Raw genomic sequence first — 20,818 nt, 5'->3', positions numbered from 1 at the left:
TACCCGTCTACTGCTATTATCTTCTGCTGTAATTCGATACATCAGCAACCATACTCTCAACAAAAATATTCAAGTCCATGACGTCTGTTTCTTTACTGCCGTAACGACGAATATTAACAGCTGCGTCATCCATTTCTTTATCACCAACAACCACTTGATATGGAATTTTTTGTGTTTGAGACGCACGAATCTTATACCCCATTTTTTCATTACGATCATCGACTTCAACACGTAAGCCTTGCTCTTGCAGACGTTTTTTCACTTCATATGCGTAATCTGAATGAGCTTCAACAGATACTGGAATAATTGTTGCTTGGATTGGTGCCAACCAAGTTGGGAAAGCGCCTTTGTACACTTCAGTTAAGTAAGCAACAAAACGTTCCATAGTCGAAACGATTCCTCTGTGGATAACTAACGGACGGTGTGTATTTTCACCATCTTCTCCCACATAAGTCAAATCAAAACGTTCAGGTAATAGTGCGTCGATTTGAATTGTAGAAAGTGTTTCTTCCATCCCTAGTGCAGTTTTTACCTGTACATCTAATTTAGGACCATAAAAGGCTGCTTCACCTTCTGCTTCAAAATAATCGATACCTGCTTCGTCTGCTGCTTCTTTGATCATTGTTTGAGATCTTTCCCACATTGCATCATCGTCAAAGTATTTCTCTTTGTTGTTAGGATCTCTTAAGCTTAAACGGAAACGATAATCTGTCACATCAAAATCAGCATAAACTTCGACCATCAATTTCAATGTACGTAAAAATTCTTCTTTGATTTGATCTGGACGAACAAATGTATGCCCATCATTCAATGTCATTTCACGCACACGTTGTAATCCAGATAAAGCGCCAGATTTTTCATAACGATGCATCATACCAAGTTCAGCAATTCGAATTGGTAATTCACGATAGCTGTGGATATCATTTTTATAAACCATCATATGATGTGGACAATTCATTGGACGAAGCACTAACATTTCGCCATCTCCCATATCCATTGGCGGGAACATATCTTCATGATAGTGATCCCAGTGTCCAGATCTCTTATAAAATTCAACGTTAGCCATAATTGGTGTATACACATGTTGATAACCTAAGCTAATTTCCTTATCTGTAATATAACGCTCAATTGTACGGCGAATTGTTGCACCTTTAGGTAACCAGAATGGTAAACCAGAACCAACGTCTGGATTAAGCATAAATAAATCAAGCTCTTTCCCTAATTTACGGTGGTCACGTTCTTTCGCTTCTTCACGCATTTTGATAAATTCTTTTAAATCTTTTTTGTCGAAGAAGGCTGTTCCATAAATCCGCTGCATCATTTGATTATTGGAATTTCCTCTCCAGTATGCACCCGCTACAGAAAGTAATTGGAAAATTTGAATCCGACCAGTTGATGGCACATGAACACCACGACATAGGTCAACAAAATCCCCTTGATCATAAACAGTGATTTCTTCATTTGCTGGAAGTTCAGTGATCAGCTCAACTTTATAAGGATCATCCGCAAATAATGCCAATGCTTCTTCTTTTGAAACGACTTTACGAACAATTGGATTGTTTTCTTTCACGATTTTCATCATTTCAGCTTCGATTGCTGGAAGATCCTCAGCTGTTACCGCATTTTCACCATTATCTGTATCATAATAAAAACCAGAATCAATAGCTGGACCTACTCCAAATTTGATCTTAGGAAATAAGCGACGCAACGCATTAGCCATTAAATGAGCAGCTGAATGACGTAAAATACCTAAAGCATCTTCGTGATCAGGTGTAACAATTTCAATACTGCCATCTTCCTCGATTGGACGAGTTAAATCTATTAATGTACCATTCAATTTCCCTGCTAAGGCTTTTTTAGCTAAACTGTTGCTGATACTTTTAGCGATGTCTAACGTTGACGAGCCAGCCTCAAATTCTTTGACCGCGCCATCTGGAAATGTAATTTTAATTGACATAGTTGTTTCCTCCTTAAGTATGTTTATGATTGAAAAGATTGGTTTGCCACATTGCTAGAATCGTTTTTCACTATTTTACATAAATGCAAAAAGTCCCAGCAATTGATTATGAAAATCAAATACTAGGACGAAAAATTCGTGGTTCCACCTAATTTTAAACACAGCAAATAGCTATGTTCCTCTATCGTGGTAACGGTACGACCGCCTTTGTTTCGACAAAGGTTGGAAAAAGTGGTCATTCCCTGCGCTGGTCTGGAAAATTTTCAGCCAAGATTTTCCTCTCTAAAAGACTGCATACAAGTTCAGTTGTCTTTCTCATCAATCATTTATGAACTAATTTAAACACTTCTTCAAGTAAAAAGCAAGCATTAATTCAAACGAATTATTTCTTCCACTCGCCGCCTTGAGCATATCGATCTTTTTTTAACTCATTTACGATTACATGAATGTTTTCTTTCGGCGCTCCTGCATTTTTGGCTACTGCTTCGGTGATATCCTTGACCATATTCGTCAGTTGTTCTTCAGAACGGCCTTCGATCAATTCTACGTGTACAAATGGCATAGTTCATCCACCTCTCTTTTTTTTATTTTTCAGCACGAAGAAGAAACATTGACGCATCTTGCTTCATAAATAATTGTTCTCCGTGATAAAATGTTTCGCTTTGAACATATTTGTACCCAATTGTTTCTAGTTTCTGTTTCAAATCGGTTTGTGAAAAACCGTTATGCACTTTTTCATGACTAACTTTTTCATTTTTATCAAAATCAACAACCAACAAACAACCTTTGGGATTTAGCACTTCGTATAATGCTTCCAGTATTTCTTGCGTATCTGGAATGTGGAGAAGGACCAATGACAGAATGATTACATCAGCTTTTAAATCAAGTGTGTGGCCTTTTGAAAAATGATCGACAATTGTTTGCGTATTTGTAAGCTTCATTTGTTCGATTTTTTGGTCAACGATATTGATCATTTCTTTAGATGGATCGACAAATACTATCTGTTCAAATTTATCAGCTAGAGCCAAACCAACTAGTCCCGTTCCACAGCCGTAATCAAGTACAACTTTACTTTTGCTATTGGTCAGTTCTGTTTTTATCTTTTCCGAAATTGCCTTAGCTAATTCTAGTTGTTTTGGTGAATCATAGTGTTCTGCAATACGGTCAAATAAATTATTCATAAACACACTCCTTTAGTCAACTCTCCAAATCTTTCAATCTCAGCCATCTATATATATAACTATTGCCAAAATGAACTAAAACTTGGAATAACTTCTACATTGGCTTTAAATTTTTTTCCAAGCGATCAGTCATCCAATCCAAACGCTTTATTCGTCCATTTTCCGTTTTTGCATCAAAATAGGCTCTGGTATAGGTTTTCTTTACTGATGGAGACATCGCTTGAAAATTTTCATACGCTTGTTTGTTTGCACGAAGCAATTTACTTACTTCGTTGATTTGTTCATCCATTATCTCATTAAGTTTATTTACATTATTCCATTGTCCATTATTTTTTGCTTCTTCAATTTTAATTTTGCCAAACTCTGTCAGAAGTCCTTCTTCTTCCAAACGCTTAACAAGAGCCTTATTTTTTTCTGACCATTTACTATTTTTTCTTCGTGGAGAAAAATACTTCATGTATGACTGATCGTCAATTTTTTTTATGATACCATCAATCCAGCCATAGCAAAGTGCTTCTTCGAGTGCCTCATTTGCTTTCACAGTCACTAGCGATTTATTTTTCCCAAATACTAACCAAACACCCTCATCGGACTGATGATTTCTTGATAACCATTCTCTAAATTCAGCTCGTGTTTCAAATTGTAAAGACTCAACCATAATAATCCTCCCTTAAAAGAAATGTATGCTAACTTATTATACTACATAGGTGCTTAAAAAAAGCCAAAAATTTAAAAGAAAAAACCCGTAACTACATGAGCTACGAGCTTTAGTTTGTCTATAAAATTAGTCTATCTTACAAATTTCCAATTTCCCATGCTAAGCTGGTTCACCGTAATCAACAGGTTTGTCAAATTCTCCTGGTGCATCATCATAGATATGTCCATAAATGATTACAGGCATACCTGCATACGCGCCATTAAATATTTGTGCAACTGCTTCTCCTGGTGTATTGATACATCCGTTACTTCCGAAGTTTGTTTTATACGCTTCTTTGTTACCGAAATACTCTGCTTTATAATCCGCATCATGAATACCGATCTGTGTCACAACACCACCATAACTCTTCAACGGCATCCAATATTTCACTGGTACACTGTATTCAGAACCATCCAGCATTTCGCCTTCCAGTTTTGTATCTGTATCTTTGTATAGAATAGTATGGAAACCAGGAACAGTTGCTGTTCCTTTGTTGTAACGTCCTGTGATGACATCCGTCTCAACGACTTTTACACCATCTTTAAAGAAATACATTTTTTGATCATTTAAATCGATTTCCACATAATCTTTGTTCACTGTTGTGGATTGTGTTACATCGCCATCGATCGGTACTGTGATCGCTTCTGTTTCTTTATCACTGTTGATTGCTTGAACAATTAAATCTCTTGTTTGCGGCATATTGATATCCCAACCGTAGCTGCCGTTATTTTTGTATTTTGTTGTTACTCCATGAACATTGGTAAAGACGATTGGTTTAAAAATCGAACCATACTTTTGATTTGTTTGTTCTACCCATGCATAAACTTTATTTTGATCCACATCGCCGGATTCATTCATAAATGACTGTAACTCTTCTTTTGTAAGAGTCAACTTTTCTCCATTGATATCTAATGTGATTGATTTATTTTCTTTTTTAGAAAGTATCGCTAATTTATCTTGTAAACCTTTGTCGTCTTTAGTAACGCCAGGTTTTTGATAAAAATCCTTCACATCATAGACATAAGTTCCTTTGTTATCATCAACGTCCTTTAAAACTTGATTAATCAATGCTTCTTTGTCTACCGTCGTTCCGATTTGCTCTGGTACGATTTGATACACGCCATCAACCTTTTCAATTTTAGCGTCTTGACTTGGTGTACCTTCTTCAAATGCAAGCGCACCTAATTTATTTTGCAGTTCAGTCTTATAATCTTCATTGATTGGTAATTTGATCGAATGATTGCCAATACTTTGTTTCAAGTATTCTTCTGTAATCTCATACTTTTCAGGTAATTCGATTGTTTCTTCTTTGCCGTTAGATTTAATAATCACCGGCTCCGACTTATTTAAGTCCTCTAATTTCTTCTTAGCATCTTTAACACTCAAAAAACCAATATCCACTCCATTTGCTTTGGCAGTAACAAAGAAATGAGACTGGAAGTAGAAGAGTCCTACTGTAAATACCAATGATAAACAAATTAATAAACCAACAACAGGAACTAACCAGCGATTCTTCTTTTTATTTGAATGATTATTGCTTTGGGATGCTCGTGTATTTTTTTCTGAGCGACTGACTGTTTCTTCATTTTCCATTGCGCTATCTTCCTTTATTTATATTTGTATACTTACTTTGATTCACTACTTCTTCCTTACTATAGCAGCCAAATAGGAAGCCTTGTTCCTTTGGATTGTTTGAAATAACACACGATCATACAAGATAAGTATCTTTATCCGTTAGTGTAGTTAAATTTCTGACAATCTTCAATTAATTTGCTTATAGATGAGAAAAAATCTATTTTATATGTATAAATGACACGTTCACTTTTCTTCAAATATAAGGAAATAGTATCCATCAAAATTTTAATACAGTGCACTTATCATTCTACCACATATCGTCGATAGGAAAAAAGACTATTTGACAATATCTTTCACTAAATTTCTATTATTTACGAATTATTTAAACTAAATCAGTATAAATAATTCTTGTTTCCTTATAATTGTGCTTATTACAGCTCCTCTAACGCGAACCGATGCTTCTTTGTATATGTGATCATTTTTTCCCCCAAGGCATCATCATAAGTAAACCCACATTTTTTTGAAAATGTTCGTGCCAAACCATCAAATTCCTTTTGAAGCAAGATCAGTGCTGCCCACACTGCTTCAACACTCGAAAGATCCATTGTTTTCATAAGACATTTATTTTGCTCTGCGGTTAAATAAAGTGGCAAGTATTTGTAATTTTTTCCTACACTAAAATCAAACCCGTTATCTCCTCCAACCTGCCAAGAAAAAAGACGTAAAAGCTCTTTTCGACAATGCTCATATAGATGATCCGCAGCGTAAAATAACTCATTACGGCACAATCCTTTGACCACATACGTGCTGACCCACCAAAATTCATTACAACAATCAGAAAATTCCTCTTGTGTTGGCTTTTTGATCCAATAATCTTCATCTGTTGCTGTTGGGAGAGTGGGTAATATGCCTGCTTTATCTAAAAGAATTTCAGCTAAGCGGTCTCTTTCATTCCAATCACATGCTTGTTCTTTCGGACAAAGTGTTAGATCAATTCGATTGCCATCTTCGAACAGCATCAAGTACGTAAAACGACCGCTGCCAGTTGGCGGGAACAACGTCATCGCTTCCGGTATCTGCATGATCAAGCGCTCACCAAAAAGATCAAGCCACTTTTGATCGTCAATAAAAGGGGCAATTTCTTCTACAACATAAACTACATCAAAATCCTGAAAAGAATCCTTTGGTGCACGTTGATTTGTTCTTGACCCGTTTAATCCCACGGCTAATACTCTAGAATCATTTTTGGCACCATCTAAAATCAAACGATACATTTCCTGCTCAGTCCTCATCTTGTTCTCTCCTTTTTGTTTCGTCCTAAAACAGTATAAAATAAACGCAACGACTATGTTATACTTTTATTAAAAACGTTAAAAATAGTTTAAAAAATATAAAACCAACACCATTCATTTTATTTATCTACTAAACTGGATAAGAAAGGAGTGGTGTAATGAAATGGGTAAAACGAATCATGCTGATTATTATAGGAATTGGAATTATATATGCTTCAGTTGTTCTATTGCTGATTTTTAGCGGAACAAAAGATCGACCAACAGAAAGTCCAGATACAGTGTTAATTTTAGGGGCACAGGTCAAAGGCTCCTCAAAAGACAATGCCTATCCTAGCACAGTCTTAAAAGAACGACTAGATGCTGCTGTGCCTTACTTGAAGGAACATCCTAACGTAACAGTTATTGTCTGTGGAGGACAAGGTGACGACGAACCGGACAGTGAAGCCAGCGTTATGGCAGAATATCTAAGAGTCAATGGAATCCCTAACCGACAAATTTTACTGGAAGATACATCGACTCGTACCAAGGAAAACATTCAAAATGCACAAAAAAAACAATCCTTAGACAAAACAGTCATCGTGACCAGTGATTTTCATATGTATCGTTCTAAATTATTGGCAAAACGGTTAGGTATCTCTGAGATTAGCGGGCTTCCTGCTGTTTCAAAATCCTCCGCAAAATTCAAAACCTATGTTAGAGAAGTTTGTGCGTTAGGATATGGTTTACTATTTGACCATTGATTTTTGTTTCTATCATCTATTTATAAGCTAAATGACTGAGGTATAATTCACGAAATTATGGACTCAGTCTTTAAGTGTTTAATCTAATTTCTTGAATCTACTAGTGTGTTTTCAAGACAGGCTGCAATTAAAAAGAATAACCCGCCCTTTGGGGGAAGGCGGGCAAGGAGTTAAAAATGAAAAAGTTAGTTGTAAGGGTTGTTTCGTTAGTATATGTTTATATTACTGCTGAATATTGAAGAAAATGTGATTTTTATTCCTTTATTTAATTAACAATCGTTAATTTTTTTTCGTTGCTTGATCGATACTTTTTTTCAACGTATCATATTTTTCCTGCTGTGCTTGTTGTTGGCTTTTCATTTTCTTTTTAAAATAGTAGATAATTCCCGCAACGATAACAAGTATCCCTGCACCAATTCCAATCACAGCTGCCCATGGAACGTTTTTTTTCTGTTCCGGAGGTAAGTTTACAGCTGTTGCGTTATACTTCTTGGCTTCTTTTTCTTTAATGGTAAATTTCCGCTCCCAAGCCCAATCTTTATAGCCGTCATTCGCATTGATCTTCACCGTATAATCACCTGCAACAAACGGCTGTTCTTTCAGATCAATCCGATAATTAAAGTTAGTATTTGGCGCCATCGTTAACGCTTCTTGATGATTCTCATAGCGTGGTTTTGTTTCATCTTCGTAATAAAGTTTTGCATCTATTTGCAAGGTTTTAATCATTGCGGGCTGTTTATTTTGAATATTCATCGTTACATTATTATTGCCGTTGAATTGACTGGCTTCCACTTTGTTCAAGGCCAGCTCTGGTTTTACTTCCTGATCCGTTTCGCTAAGTAAAACACCTACGACATAAGAAAATCGATTCCCAATAGCCACACTTTCGTTTTTATCTGTTTCCTCTGCTTCCTCTTTTTTTTGTTCAAAATACAAACCGCCCAAAACGTACCCATCAAACGCTTTTTCCGGCATTGTAATGACACATGCCACAGTCTGTTTGGATTTTTTTGGCAGTACAATCTCTTCTGGTAATTGTGCTATTTCACTGAAAGTTACCTCTGCAGAAGGATCTTTTTTTGTTTTTTTATGAGAATAATCTGCAATCCCATTATCATTGGTTATTGCTGAATTTGCTGATGCTATGATTGTAATATCCTGATCCGTATCATTTGTCAGCTCAACATTGAGCGTTTGTTTTTGTCCTGCTGTCATTCTTAAATCAAAATAACTAACATCTTGACTACGCTGATTTTCAGGTAAAATAGCTTTTACCGAAAAATCCATTTCATTAGCATACACCTTAGAACCACTCACTACAAAAAATAAAAATAGAATAAAGGCAAAACCTCTTTTTACGCCACGCTGACCCATTATGAAAACTCCTTTTAAACTAACTATATTTTATGTAACCGAAAAATAACTAGATCATACCTCTACGAGTTACAACCTGGTCATCTAGAATATGATACTTGCTGATGATAGAACCCTACCTAGATGTACGTTGTAATTGTTATTATCAATTAGCAAGAACCATACGCTTCGAAAATTATCACTACTTATTTAGAATCATTCACCAGCAAAAGAAAACAGTGCCATTTCTTTTTGCTGGTGACCTTCTTCTTATTCCCATGAAAAACCGTTAAAAATGAGCCAATATAGAGCAGTAGTTACTAGACACTATTTTGAATTTCCTGATCTTTTTCATCTAGCATTAAAGAACTTAGCTCGTGAGACAAACGTTTCTATCCCAGCAGTGTTCATATTTTATAACGGTGTATCGTCCAAAATCCACGTTAGTGTGGTTTTATATTGACTTGATGCTACTTTTTTCGTTGCAGTCGGTACTGTTAATTGCACTCCTTGTGCAGCTGTCGGACCGGTACCAAAAGCTAGTGTCCATGTACCCATCCCTGTTGACAAAGCCGCTGTTGCAACTCTAGATGTAGCATCACCAACTGGGTCTAATGTCACAGGCAATGAAACAGGTGCTAAAGAAAGTAATTGAGTCGAATTAGGGATTGCCGGTAAAAAACTCAATGTAGCATTTTCTAAAACGGCTGGTGTAGAATCACTCGTTGCAAATTGTCCATCTTGTTTCACTGATAATTTCCAGCCTAAATTTAACCCACGTTTATCTGTCACTTGTGCATAGTTTGGCACACTAATCAAATTCCCCCCACTATTTTTCACTTGATCTAACTGGGCGTAATACGTAGCACTGCCTGGTTTGATTTGTTGTGTACCAAAATGAATATTTGACACATAGTCGATACTTAGCGGTCCAGCAGTTCCTGGTTGATGAGGATCATCAGGATTAGGTGTAACAGGTTGTGACGGATCTGTTGGATTAACTGGGGATGTGATCGAATTGTCTAAACTAAAAGTAATATCTGCATTTGACTTGATTGTACCAGCTTGTGCTGCCTCAACAGCTGTTCCGCTTAAAAAAATAGTAGGAATAACCGCAACAGCAAGAACACTTGAAATAAAAAATACCTTTTTCATTTTTACTTCCTTCTTTCCATTTTTTTATTTTAACTTCTTAATAACGAAGCTAAATCAACATTAAAGCGGTGTATCAGATAATATCCACTGTAGCTCAGCTGTATACGACTCGTTTACATTAATATTTGTATCCGGGCCGATTTTTAAAAATAAACCGTTTTGCTGATTCCAGGTAATTTCTACATTATTCTCATCTGTTGCAGTATAGGCATATACTTGCGATGCTAGTGCAGTGATTGGATAGTCTACGCCATTTTTTCGATAAGTGAAGGCCTGATTCACTGTTTTATTCGTTGTAGTCGAGTGCATCGCTTGACTTTCCCTCAGCAGTAAATGCCATTGGCTTTTTGTTACTCGCCCATCTGCAATGACCAGCGGTGAATTTACATTGGTCGGGCTGTAAGTTGTACTTTTGCTGGGTACAGGTATTTTGGTAAATGAGATCTGAGTAGGCGATTGAACAAAGCGCAGCAACCCACTTTTGACAGGAAGAGTCGTTGTGCGATTTTGTGTAGAAATGGCTGCACCTCCACCGTCATTCCCATTGATGGTATCTATAAACGCCAATGGTTGATCTGCCATATCATCTGCTACGACTCCGGTATATTGGAGCGTAAAGCTGGTATTTGCTTCTACAAAATTATTGGCAGCAAGCGTATTCTGGTAATACCAATATTGCGTGTTTAAATTCGTATCAGTCAAAAGCTGGACTCCTATTATAGGAACACTAAGGCCCGCTGCTGAGGTTTTTGTTAGTGAAGCAGCACTAAGCTGTGTCACCCCTTTAGGTATAGAGGATTTAAGTTGCTGATTTGTCCAAGCAGCTGGTTGATTGATCAACGTTGTCTTCAACGTATAACGAACTGCTTGACCAGTAACGACAGAAGGCGCGATTTCCCAATTTCCTTGTGCATTTTTACGTTCAACTGTTTGCGTGATTGATATTTGAGGAATAGGATAGGAAACAGTTCGTATGAAATCAGTACTTACTAAAAGCGGAGAACCTGTTCGTGTACTTATTCCTTGGATCCAAACTCTAACTGACTCTCCCCCTTGAAATACTGGTAATCCTGAAAACAGAAAAGTACCATTATCATTTAAAGTAGTTGTATACGTTGTGCCGTTGTTTATTTGCAGTTTTGCTTGATAGACGCCTCTATCGGTCTGAACTGAATTTCCAGACAATTGCGTTTCTCCCCCAAGCACGCTGATAGCGCTCACAGGATTGACCGTCCAACGTACCGATTGAAGTCCAGACGCAACGCTTTGAATATAATCGGTATTTGATTTTGATTTGGCCGTGACGATTGAAAATAAGGTGTCACCATATTCCACTGCAGAAGTCAACGTCACATTGAAATTGCCTGAGCTGTCTACGGGGATATTATTGACTATGATGGGTGTCGTCGTTCCATCTGTATGGTTGATTGTCAACTGAACAGTATAAGTATATCCACTGTCTTGTACTTGCTGAATATTTCCTGTCACATTTGTTTGAAGATGAGACAAACTGTTTACCATGGCTGGAGTCACACGAGGAACTGGATATGTTCCCAGTCCCAGCTGGTTTTTATTGATTGTTCCAGTTCTTGTATTGTTGCCGATAATTATGCTGATTGCCCCTAGACCACTCCCTACATCTGTAAATGTTCCTCTAATGGGATAGGTGGTTCCATTTGCGGCTGTCGGAATCGAAATTCCCCGCTTATACATTGCTCCGACATCAAACGATAGTGAGACTGACCATTTTGTTCCCAGCAGTAAAATTAAAGAACTAGTTGGAAATGTGATATAGACAGAATTATACGCGCTGCTGTACGATAAACTGACGCTATTTGTTGCACTGTGCAGATCTTGACTGGAAGTTCCTGGATAACTAACCGTACCTGTGAGCAGTGCTAAAAAATCTTGTTGCTTGAGAGGATCATTATTTAATTGATTGGCTATTTCCGAGGGTAACTGTATAGCAATGATCGGTTTGTCATTGATCGCTAAGCCTAGAACGGTAATACTGTAATCATAAGCGATCGTTATAATATCTTGACCATATGAGCCGCTGCTAATAGATGGTTTAAGTGTACTATTACCAATAGAAACAGTTCTAGGATCCGGCGTCATCACAGGGTTGATCTCAACAGGTTCTGATTCTTGAGCCTGTTCAGTTAAATCTTGATGATCGATTTCTTCTTCACTTGTCGATTCGGCAGAAAATTCTATCGTATTATCCACAGATTCTTCAATAGTGGGCGTTTCGATTGAGGAAGTTGTTTCGACCTCTTTTGCATAAACAGGATTAGATGGATAGCCAACAAACAATAATGTTAAAACAGCTAAAAGGAAAACAGCCCCAGCATTTTTCAACTTCTTCTCCTCCTCAAGAATATAATCAAAACAAGCAAAGTATTATCTATATATTTCTAAAAAAACATTTAAACAATAAGTTTTGAATTGATTCTATACTGATAAATCAATAAAGTAAAATATTTGAAATGAAAAAACTCAAATAAATACTATTAATAACACTTCATTTTTTAATCAGCCTATCTTTTTTCATTTTCACTCTATTCAATTATTATTTTTTAAAGAATAATCCTTTTATGAAATCGTAACTTATAATAAATAGACCGTTATTTAATTTCTATCTTTTTTCTAATCATTTTTCTTTTGTCTAAATAAAATAACGAAAAACAAGCAATACATTAAAGTTTACTTCGGCTCGCCGATTTTCTCAAAAATTTCGATAAAAAGCTAAATATTTGAGAAATTGAAAAAAAAATGGTAATATACATTTGTTCTTAGTTTTTTCATATTGTGTTTCCCTTCATATAGTGTGTGTATGAAGGTTTTTTTGCGTTTATTTTGATTTCTCTATTTTTATCTTTTAGCCACCATTTTCGCTCACTTTTCTTATAAATTATCCTATTTTACACACGGCAACAAATAAGACCTATAATTCTATGATAAATAAAAAGATATTTATTTTTTTAATATATCGGTTGGGTATACAGAAGAGGAGAATAAGAAAAAGATCTATTATTGAATTATTTAGGATCATCAGCAGGCTGATGATCAGCTACTTTATCAAAGACTTTAAGAGAAAAAAATTCGTCCATCTGTTCATGTATTTAAAGATGAGCTTTCCTTCAAAAGTTAAATAAATTTATCTGTGAATAAAAGGACAATACAAAAAAAGTGTAGGATAAAACTTAAAAATCAGTTTGTATTCCTCACTCTGAATCAATCATACACTGAAATTTAGTACACTATATAAAGTAACAGTATTTAATACCAAAGATACAAAAATAGGATGAATGTTAGCATTATTTTGCTAACATTCATCCTATTTTTTTACTTTATTCGCCTAAATCAACGTTATGATACACCTTTTGAACGTCATCAAGGTCTTCTAAAACATCGATCATTTTTTCAAATTTCTCTAAGTCTTCACCTGATAGTTCAACATCATTTTGAGCGATCATTTCTAATTCTGACACAGAGAAATCCTCAATCCCTTTTTCTTTTAGGGCTTCTTGTACAGTATGGAAATCTTCTGGTTCAGTATAAACAATGATTTGGCCTTCTTCTTCCATGACATCTCTTACGTCAATGTCTTTTTCCATCAAATACTCAAGAATATCATCTGCATCATCACCAGCAAAGCCGATAACACCAGTATGATCGAACATATAAGCAACTGCTCCACTGACACCCATGTTCCCGCCATTTTTACCAAAGGCAGCACGTACATCAGAAGCTGTACGATTCACGTTGTTTGTTAATGCATCAACGATCACCATTGAACCATTTGGCCCAAAACCTTCATAGCGTAATTCAGAATACTGCTCGTCTCCTGAACCTTTCGCTTTTTCAATTGCTCGATCAATGATATGTTTCGGTACATTATATGTTTTTGCGCGCTCGATAACAAACCGTAATTTTTGGTTTGCTTGTGGGTCAGGATCACCCGATTTCGCTGCTACGTATATTTCAATTCCGAATTTTGCATAAACTCGGCTATTATTCGCGTCTTTGGCAGCTTTTTTCTCTTTAATATTTGCCCACTTACGACCCATATTCTCACTTCGCTTTCATTCATTATAGTTTTTTAGTTGTATGATTGTCGTGCCTTTCTTATTATACTTGTCAAACGAACTTTTGTTAAGTGTTTTTTGCTTTTATGACAAACGAATTGGGATACGTCCAAAATTTTGTTCTGAAATGTTAGAATTTCCTAATCTATAAATCTGATCGCTGCGAATCGCTAAGCTCATCTGCTCTCCAGAATCTCTAGATATTTTTGTCAGCAAAGGTAATTGGCTGGTCTTTTTCTTTTCTTTTAAGAAGCGTTGTCCTTGTTCAGTAAAACCTAAGACTTGCAAATAACTATGCTGCCAAACCTGCTCAATTTCTGCTTGCTTTACGTTATTTAAAATATAAGTCGATAGACGTTGAAGACGCGTCCATGTATAGCGCTTTGTTTTAGCTTGTTTGATAAATGTGGAAAAAGAATCCGACGTTTTAGCTGCTTCTTGCAAACGGTATTCGATCCCCTCTTTCATTTGATAAATGCTCTGAAGCTCATTGATTGAGTTGCTGATCAATTTATATTTTAATAAAGACCAGTAATCCTCCCATGAAACGTTAGAAGACGCTTCTAAATCTAGTCTCACTTGCTCTGGTAACACTTGGCGGATCTGATCTAACTCATTCGCAAAAACAGCTTTTCTAATCGCCGTTGCACTGGCAAATTCTTGATGGATCGTCAAATCGTGGTAGCCCGCCTGTTCTCTTTTCAATGGATATAGCTTCATTGGCTGAGCATATAGTGCATTCTCTTTTGCATAGCTCATTCCTAAGATATGATTTGGTGTAGAAAAATCCAATCCTGATTGGGGATACAGCTGGCGAAAAACTTCTGTCATTTGCTGTGGATAGCTCATTCCATTATTTTTAATCTGCTGGTAGCGTTGATCGATGTCTTCTTGATGCTTACTGACAAATGAACCAAATGCTTGATAATCCATCTCGTTTTGACTATCCGTACCAAAGCATAATGCTTCACATTCAAGTGCTTGGAGTAATTTGACTCCACCTTTCGCAAAATAATCTGCTGATTGTACAGCATAAGCAAACGGCAACTCAATCACTAAATCAACACCATGAGCCAACGCTTCTTTTGCTCTCGTCCATTTATCGATGATTGCAGGTTCTCCTCGTTGTAAGAAATTTCCACTCATGACAGCAATTACTATATCAGCTCCACTTAACTCTCGAGCCATTTTTGCATGGTAATAATGACCATTATGAAACGGATTATATTCAACAATAATGCCGCAGCTTTTCATCTGTCTTCTCCTTTGTCTACCTTATTTAAAAAAGAGTAGGGCAAAAGCTGATACGCTTTACTCTACTCACTTTTATCACTTGAACATTTACTATTTCTGACAGACAAAAAACCAACGTTTACTTTCCTCTGTCGGTGCCTCATCTGTAAAATCAGCGTAAACCTCGACATTCATAAAACCCGCACTTTCAAGCATCATCAAATAATTATCCATTGAATACGTTCGCTCTTGGTGCAATTCATCTTGACGGATAAATACATCATCATTCTCATGTTCTTTTACAAAAAATGTCAGAAAATGTTCAATACTATGTTCTTTTTCCCCAGGATAACTATCCCATAAAAAAGCAAATTCTTCTGTTTGATAATGATAGCTATACTCTGGAAATACTCGATCTACTTGATGAACTGAGTGCACATCAAAGATAAAAACACCCTCATCTTCCAACGCTTGATAAACATCGTCAAAGACCTGTTGGACTTCTTGACGATTTGACATATAGCACAAAGAATCGGAGAAACACGTAACAGCCTCATACTGACCCATTTCAGATAGATCAAGCATATTTCCTTGAACAAACTGAACTTGGACTTCTTCCTCAGCTGCACGCTTGCTCGCCATCATCAACATTTCTTCGGATAAATCTAGTGCAGTTACATTAAAACCAGCTTTGGCAAAATTCACTGCCAAAGCACCTGTACCGCAAGCCATTTCCAAAACTTCTTTTTTCCCTTCGGGTAAATGACGCTTCGAAAAAGCCAGCCATTCATCATATAAGCTATCGTCCATTACTTCGTCATATACAAAAGCAAATGTTTCGTATGTCATATTACTCGACCCAAGCGTGAAGATCGACCATTGGTGCATCTGACCAAAGTTTTTCTAGATTATAAAAAGCACGTTCTGATGATTGGAATACATGAACAATGATCTCACCTAAATCGATCAATACCCATTTTCCGCCGTCTTTTCCTTCAACTCGCTTCACTTCGACTTGTGCTTCTTCTTCTTTTTCAATAATTTCTTCTACGATGGCATTGATTTGGCGTTCACTTGTTGCTTGGCAAATCATGAAATAATCGGCCAAAAGTGATATCTCATGCACATCTAAAGCGACAATTTCCTCTGCACGTTTTGAATCAGCTGCTTTTACAGCGATTTCTAAAATCTGTTGACTATCTATGATCTTTTCCTCTTTTCTTACTTACCCAATAATTATATGTTTCAATAGTCTTGGGATATATTTTTTGTTCTTGTTCAATTAAATACACTAACGTATGCTTGGTTTCAAAAGCAACAGCTTCATCTAAGTCTCGCAGCGCAATTTTTCTGGCTTCATCTACACCAGGAAAATTTCTACCTGGTTCAATATAATCTGCAACGTAAATAATTTTATCCAACAAACTCATTTCTGCCGCACCGGTTGTATGCAAGCGAATCGCTTGAAGAATCTCTTCATCTTCAATACCAAGCTCCCGCTCTACCATGCTGGCGCCGACCAAGCCATGCCAAATCGCATTTCCATATTTCAAAAGTTCTGGATCATAACCATCTCGTTTGATGATCAATTCGAATTCTTCATTTGGTCGTTCTTTAGCATAGTCATGAGTTAAAGCTGCGATGCTCGCTTTTTCCTCTGAAGCGCCATACTTAGCTGCTAAAGCAATAGCAGTTTCCTCCACGCCCAATACGTGTACAAAACGGCGTTCACTCATATGCATCTGAACTTCCTGCATCAGTTCTTCACGTTTAAGTGTTGTATACGCGCCACTAAAATTCATTGACATACAGCCTCTTTTCTTCTATATAGTGTATCACACTATCAGGAAGTAAGTAACGGGTGGAACAGCCATTTTTAATTTTTTCACGAATCAGCGTCGAACTAATATCCATTTGCGGTACATCGACCCAAATAATCGGATAGGGAGTGATCGTCGCATAATTCGGACGGCGAATCCCCACAAAATTTGTTAAGGTAAGCAACTCATCGACTTTATACCACTTTGGTAAATATTCTACCATGTCTCCGCCAATGATAAAATAATAATCTGTATCAGGGTTATTTTGGGTCAAGGCCTTCATCGTATCGTATGTATAGCTTTTACCTTTGCGAAGTAACTCGATCGGTTCAATAGCTAAATTCTGATTGTCCTCAATCGCTAATTCCAACATATTGAGACGATGCTCACTAGCAATCGTCTTTTTTTCATCTATATGAGGCGGTAAATACGTCGGCATCAAGTACACTTTGTCTAATCCAAGCTGTTGTTGTACCTGATCAGCCATCACTAAATGTGCTAGATGAACCGGATTAAAGTTGCCACCTAAAATTCCTACCTGTTTCCGTTTTTGAAACAGCTTGGCTTCTTCAACAATCACTTGTGCTTTTAACGCAGCATTCCTACTTGTCCCCATTTTGCTTCCCTCCAAGGTTTAAATTGCTTTAACTTCTTTAGAGATTTTTTGGTATTTTTCTTTTGATGATGGTTTAAATAAAACCAAGACACGACCAATGATCTGAACGATCTCACAGTGAATATCTGCTTTCAATGCTTCCGCTACTTCTTCAGCAATTTCATCTGTATTCTGTAACAAGGTTACTTTGATCAATTCACGTTTTTCCAATGCTTCATTGATCTGTACAACCATTGCAGAATTTAGACCGCCTTTACCAATTTGAAAAATTGGCTGTAAATGATGTGCTTGACTACGTAAATAGCGTTTTTGTTTTCCTCTTAATTCCACTCATTTTCCTTCTCTCTATTCCTCGTTTTTAAATCAATGCCTTTCTTCTTAAAACATCGACGCCTTTCGGTGCCCAACCTGCGACTACACAAGGCTCTGTTACAGTGATCCAGCCCAGACCAGCAAAAACAATATCTGTTTTTTCTTTGATTGAAAACTCAAAGCGAACCAACTCTGGAAATTCTGCTACTTCATCTGGACGCGGTGGTTGTAATAAGCCACCTACATGCTTTTCATAAAATGCTGTTGCTTTTTCCAGCTTCGTTCGATGGATCGACAAATCATTTGAGACATACGCAATAAATGAACTGCGCTCGCCTTGAACAAAATCAAACCGTGCCAATCCGCCTAAAAATAATGTCTGCTCTGAATTCAACTGATAAACCTTAGGCTTTATTTCTTTTTGAGGTGCAATCAATTTTAAATCTTTCTTTCCTAAATAATGAGCCATTTGATGACGATGGATGATTCCCGGTGTATCAATTAAAAAATGACCATCATCAAGCGGAATTTCAATCTTATCCAATGTTGTACCTGGAAATTGTGACGTTGTAATCACATCTTTCACCCCAGCTGTTTGCTTGATGATTTGATTGATCAATGTTGATTTTCCAACATTTGTCACACCAACAACATATACATCTCTGCCTTCTCGATATTTTTCGATCATTTCAAGCAGCTCTTCCATTTCCTGCGGCTTCTTGGCACTGGTCAATAAAACATCGACTGGGCGTAAACCTTCTTCATGGGCCCGCTCTTTCATCCATTGAATCATTTTTGGTTTCTTTAAAGACTTGGGCAAAATATCCACTTTGTTGCCCACCATCAACACAGGATTATCTCCGATAAAACGATGTAATCCGGGAATCAACGATCCGTTAAAATCAAAAATATCGATCACATTTACGATCAATGCATCTTCACGGCCTAATTCATTCAACAAGCGTAAAAAATCGTCGTCTGTTAGATGGACATCTTGTATGTCATTATAATGTCTTAAACGAAAACAACGTTGACAATAAACTTCACCAGTTGCCAATCCTTTTTCAAGTGCCGCATTTGGTGTATATCCTAATTCATTGGGCTGTTCTGTTTGGATGACTGCACCGCAGCCGATACAGTGAATTACTTCACTCTCACTCATTCTAGTCCGCCTTTCCATACCATATCTGGATGCTTCTTCTCTAAATGTTTCATTATCTTACGTTCAAAAAAACGATTGATTCGTGTATTCCAGCCATCGGTGTCAACGATTGGGCGGACTAAAATGTTTCTAATACCCGCTGCATTAGCACCGCGAATATCTGTCATGATCTGATCTCCAACCATCACTAGCTCATCCGGTTTCAAGCCAAGCATTTTTTCCGCTTCTCTAAATCCTCTAGTCGACGGCTTTAATGCTCTAGAAACATAAGCTAGGTCAAATTTCTCTACCACGCGCTTGATTCGACTAGATTTATTATTCGAAACAACGACCACTGGAATCCCAGCATTTTTCATCTCTAAAATCCACGTCAGTAATTCTTCAGTCCCGTCAGGATTATCCCAAGCAATCAATGTATTGTCTAAATCAGTCAGTACAGCTTTGATACCCAGTTTTTTTAGTTGGTTAGGGGTGATTTTATAAATTGCATCAACCATCCACGTTGGTTTAAATTTTGAAAACATAGTAACTCCTCTCATCCTCACGATGAATCTTTTCATAATGAAAGGAGTACTAAGCTAGCACTCCTCCAATATGTATTATACTGTATTTTCCTAAAAATTTCTATAAATGCTGATCATAAATTCAGTATCATACCATTCAAGTAATAAGCACTAAATTTATTCAGCTTTTGTTTTATATGGTACACTTTTTCTATAATGAAAGAAACGAGGGACTGCAAATGAGTGTTACGATAAAGCAAGCTTCTATTAATCTTTTTGTTCCTGATGCAGAGAAAGCTATGCACTTTTATGAAAAAATATTTGACGCAAAAAAAATTGAATTGAATACGTCCGAAAAAATAAAATCTGGTCGTTTCAGTATTGGTGCAAGTCTATTTGCTTTAGCTGATGAGCAACCTTTAGGTGGTCCATCTCCTTTAACCTTAAACGGTACTCCATTTTGTATTCAACTGATTTGTGATAATGTGGAAGAACTTGTTGATACAACCTTGGCTGCAGGGTGTACATTAGAAATGCCGATCACCGTTGTGCCTAATAAATTTAAAGTCGCAAACGTCAAAGATCCTTTTGGCTTTATATGGTCCATTTCAGAAGTTTATATGAATGAATAGCATCAAAAAAGTACTCACTTTATAAAACAAACAGTATTTTATCCTTAATCCTAGAAGATAGGCTCACAATTTTTACTTACTTGTATAAAAATGCTTAGGATTTGAAATAAAATTAGTCAAGACTTTTGAACCTATGTATAAAGCTAATTAATCAAAAAACTTACAAACATTTATTTTTTTACTCTTTAAAGATAGTACAAGTGAGTGGGACATAACTCTTCGAGTCATATCCCACTCACTTGTAATCCGAATAAACAGTGGAAGCAGAAGCAATCCCTTCTTATACGAAAACTAAAACGGTAAAAAAACAAAAAAAGGCTACCTCCTACTTAATGCGTAGTTAGCCCTAATTGGTCTAGAACACTTTAACAGCTATCCGTTAGAGTATTCTTTCTATTTTGTAATAACTTCCTCCAAGTTCATTATAACGGGACTGATCGGAAAACATCCGATAAATAATACGTACTAATAAATGAACGGTCGCAACAACCGATTTTTT

20 protein-coding genes are annotated in these 20,818 nt (G+C 36.7%); 2 read left to right on the top strand and 18 right to left on the bottom strand.

The window, feature by feature from the left end; all coding sequences use genetic code 11:
- Window positions 1–16: 16 nt before the first annotated feature.
- The 6 genes from thrS to BCR25_RS03070 all read right to left on the bottom strand — a co-directional run bounded on the left by thrS (window position 17) and on the right by BCR25_RS03070 (window position 6,702).
- The gene (gene thrS, locus BCR25_RS03095) at window positions 17–1,957 is read right to left on the bottom strand and encodes a threonine--tRNA ligase (RefSeq protein ID WP_069662157.1); all 1,941 of its coding nucleotides are present in this window, start codon (window positions 1,955–1,957) and stop codon (window positions 17–19) included.
- 382 nt (window positions 1,958–2,339) lie between these two features.
- Window positions 2,340–2,519 (bottom strand): 2-hydroxymuconate tautomerase, encoded by a 180-nt coding sequence (locus BCR25_RS03090; RefSeq protein ID WP_069662156.1) that lies wholly within the window; start codon window positions 2,517–2,519, stop codon window positions 2,340–2,342.
- A 22-nt stretch (window positions 2,520–2,541) separates the two neighbouring features.
- Window positions 2,542–3,138 carry a class I SAM-dependent methyltransferase gene (locus BCR25_RS03085; protein WP_069662155.1) on the bottom strand — a complete coding sequence of 199 codons (597 nt, stop codon included), beginning with the start codon at window positions 3,136–3,138 and terminating at the stop codon, window positions 2,542–2,544.
- Window positions 3,139–3,232: 94 nt separating this feature from the next.
- Entirely contained in the window at window positions 3,233–3,796 is a 564-nt protein-coding gene (locus tag BCR25_RS03080) for a YdeI/OmpD-associated family protein (protein WP_069662154.1), read from the bottom strand.
- A gap of 159 nt (window positions 3,797–3,955) precedes the next feature.
- Window positions 3,956–5,428 carry a L,D-transpeptidase family protein gene (locus tag BCR25_RS03075; RefSeq protein WP_069662153.1) on the bottom strand — a complete coding sequence of 491 codons (1,473 nt, stop codon included), beginning with the start codon at window positions 5,426–5,428 and terminating at the stop codon, window positions 3,956–3,958.
- Between the two features lie 413 nt (window positions 5,429–5,841).
- A complete protein-coding gene (locus BCR25_RS03070; protein WP_069662152.1) occupies window positions 5,842–6,702 on the bottom strand; it encodes an aminoglycoside 6-adenylyltransferase in 861 nt (286 codons plus the stop codon).
- A 158-nt stretch (window positions 6,703–6,860) separates the two neighbouring features.
- On the opposite strand from BCR25_RS03070, the gene BCR25_RS03065 reads away from it, so the two are divergent.
- Window positions 6,861–7,442, top strand: a complete 582-nt coding sequence (locus tag BCR25_RS03065) for a YdcF family protein (RefSeq protein ID WP_069662151.1) — start codon at window positions 6,861–6,863, stop codon at window positions 7,440–7,442.
- A 279-nt stretch (window positions 7,443–7,721) separates the two neighbouring features.
- Here BCR25_RS03065 and BCR25_RS03060 read toward each other — a convergent pair whose 3' ends face one another.
- The 12 genes from BCR25_RS03060 to BCR25_RS03005 all read right to left on the bottom strand — a co-directional run bounded on the left by BCR25_RS03060 (window position 7,722) and on the right by BCR25_RS03005 (window position 19,708).
- Complete coding sequence (locus BCR25_RS03060; protein WP_069662150.1) at window positions 7,722–8,816, bottom strand: WxLIP family cell surface protein; 1,095 nt, start codon at window positions 8,814–8,816, stop codon at window positions 7,722–7,724.
- A gap of 393 nt (window positions 8,817–9,209) precedes the next feature.
- On the bottom strand, window positions 9,210–9,950 hold the full coding sequence (locus BCR25_RS03055; protein ID WP_069662149.1) for a WxL domain-containing protein: 741 nt from the start codon (window positions 9,948–9,950) through the stop codon (window positions 9,210–9,212).
- A gap of 60 nt (window positions 9,951–10,010) precedes the next feature.
- Window positions 10,011–12,311, bottom strand: coding sequence for a hypothetical protein (locus BCR25_RS03050; protein ID WP_139124509.1), 2,301 nt, complete (start codon window positions 12,309–12,311; stop codon window positions 10,011–10,013).
- 992 nt (window positions 12,312–13,303) lie between these two features.
- Window positions 13,304–14,023 (bottom strand): YebC/PmpR family DNA-binding transcriptional regulator, encoded by a 720-nt coding sequence (locus BCR25_RS03045; RefSeq protein WP_069662148.1) that lies wholly within the window; start codon window positions 14,021–14,023, stop codon window positions 13,304–13,306.
- 102 nt (window positions 14,024–14,125) lie between these two features.
- Window positions 14,126–15,295: a nucleotidyltransferase gene (locus BCR25_RS03040; RefSeq protein ID WP_069662147.1), complete on the bottom strand. Its 1,170-nt coding sequence runs from the start codon at window positions 15,293–15,295 to the stop codon at window positions 14,126–14,128.
- Window positions 15,296–15,385: 90 nt separating this feature from the next.
- Entirely contained in the window at window positions 15,386–16,123 is a 738-nt protein-coding gene (locus tag BCR25_RS03035; protein ID WP_069662146.1) for a class I SAM-dependent DNA methyltransferase, read from the bottom strand.
- Between the two features lies 1 nt (window position 16,124).
- Window positions 16,125–16,463: a ribosome silencing factor gene (rsfS, locus tag BCR25_RS03030; RefSeq protein ID WP_069662145.1), complete on the bottom strand. Its 339-nt coding sequence runs from the start codon at window positions 16,461–16,463 to the stop codon at window positions 16,125–16,127.
- Window positions 16,464–16,470: 7 nt separating this feature from the next.
- The gene (gene yqeK / locus BCR25_RS03025; protein WP_069662144.1) at window positions 16,471–17,076 is read right to left on the bottom strand and encodes a bis(5'-nucleosyl)-tetraphosphatase (symmetrical) YqeK; all 606 of its coding nucleotides are present in this window, start codon (window positions 17,074–17,076) and stop codon (window positions 16,471–16,473) included.
- Window positions 17,066–17,710, bottom strand: coding sequence for a nicotinate-nucleotide adenylyltransferase (locus tag BCR25_RS03020; protein ID WP_069662143.1), 645 nt, complete (start codon window positions 17,708–17,710; stop codon window positions 17,066–17,068). Before BCR25_RS03020 ends, yqeK begins: the two co-directional genes overlap by 11 nt.
- 18 nt (window positions 17,711–17,728) lie before the next feature.
- Window positions 17,729–18,040, bottom strand: coding sequence for a ribosome assembly RNA-binding protein YhbY (gene yhbY, locus BCR25_RS03015; protein WP_069662142.1), 312 nt, complete (start codon window positions 18,038–18,040; stop codon window positions 17,729–17,731).
- A 28-nt stretch (window positions 18,041–18,068) separates the two neighbouring features.
- Window positions 18,069–19,184 carry a ribosome biogenesis GTPase YqeH gene (gene yqeH, locus BCR25_RS03010; RefSeq protein WP_069662141.1) on the bottom strand — a complete coding sequence of 372 codons (1,116 nt, stop codon included), beginning with the start codon at window positions 19,182–19,184 and terminating at the stop codon, window positions 18,069–18,071.
- Window positions 19,181–19,708, bottom strand: coding sequence for a YqeG family HAD IIIA-type phosphatase (locus BCR25_RS03005; protein ID WP_069662140.1), 528 nt, complete (start codon window positions 19,706–19,708; stop codon window positions 19,181–19,183). The genes yqeH and BCR25_RS03005 overlap by 4 nt, the downstream gene beginning before the upstream one ends.
- Window positions 19,709–19,926: 218 nt before the next feature.
- Here BCR25_RS03005 and BCR25_RS03000 point away from each other — a divergent pair, with 218 nt between their 5' ends.
- Window positions 19,927–20,319 (top strand): VOC family protein, encoded by a 393-nt coding sequence (locus BCR25_RS03000; protein WP_069662139.1) that lies wholly within the window; start codon window positions 19,927–19,929, stop codon window positions 20,317–20,319.
- The last annotated feature ends 499 nt before the right edge of the window (window positions 20,320–20,818 follow it).

The organism is Enterococcus termitis (assembly GCF_001730305.1).
Lineage (GTDB): Bacteria > Bacillota > Bacilli > Lactobacillales > Enterococcaceae > Enterococcus_L > Enterococcus_L termitis.
Note: the sequence above shows the minus strand (reverse complement) of the source record. Positions and strands in the feature narration are given on the sequence as shown.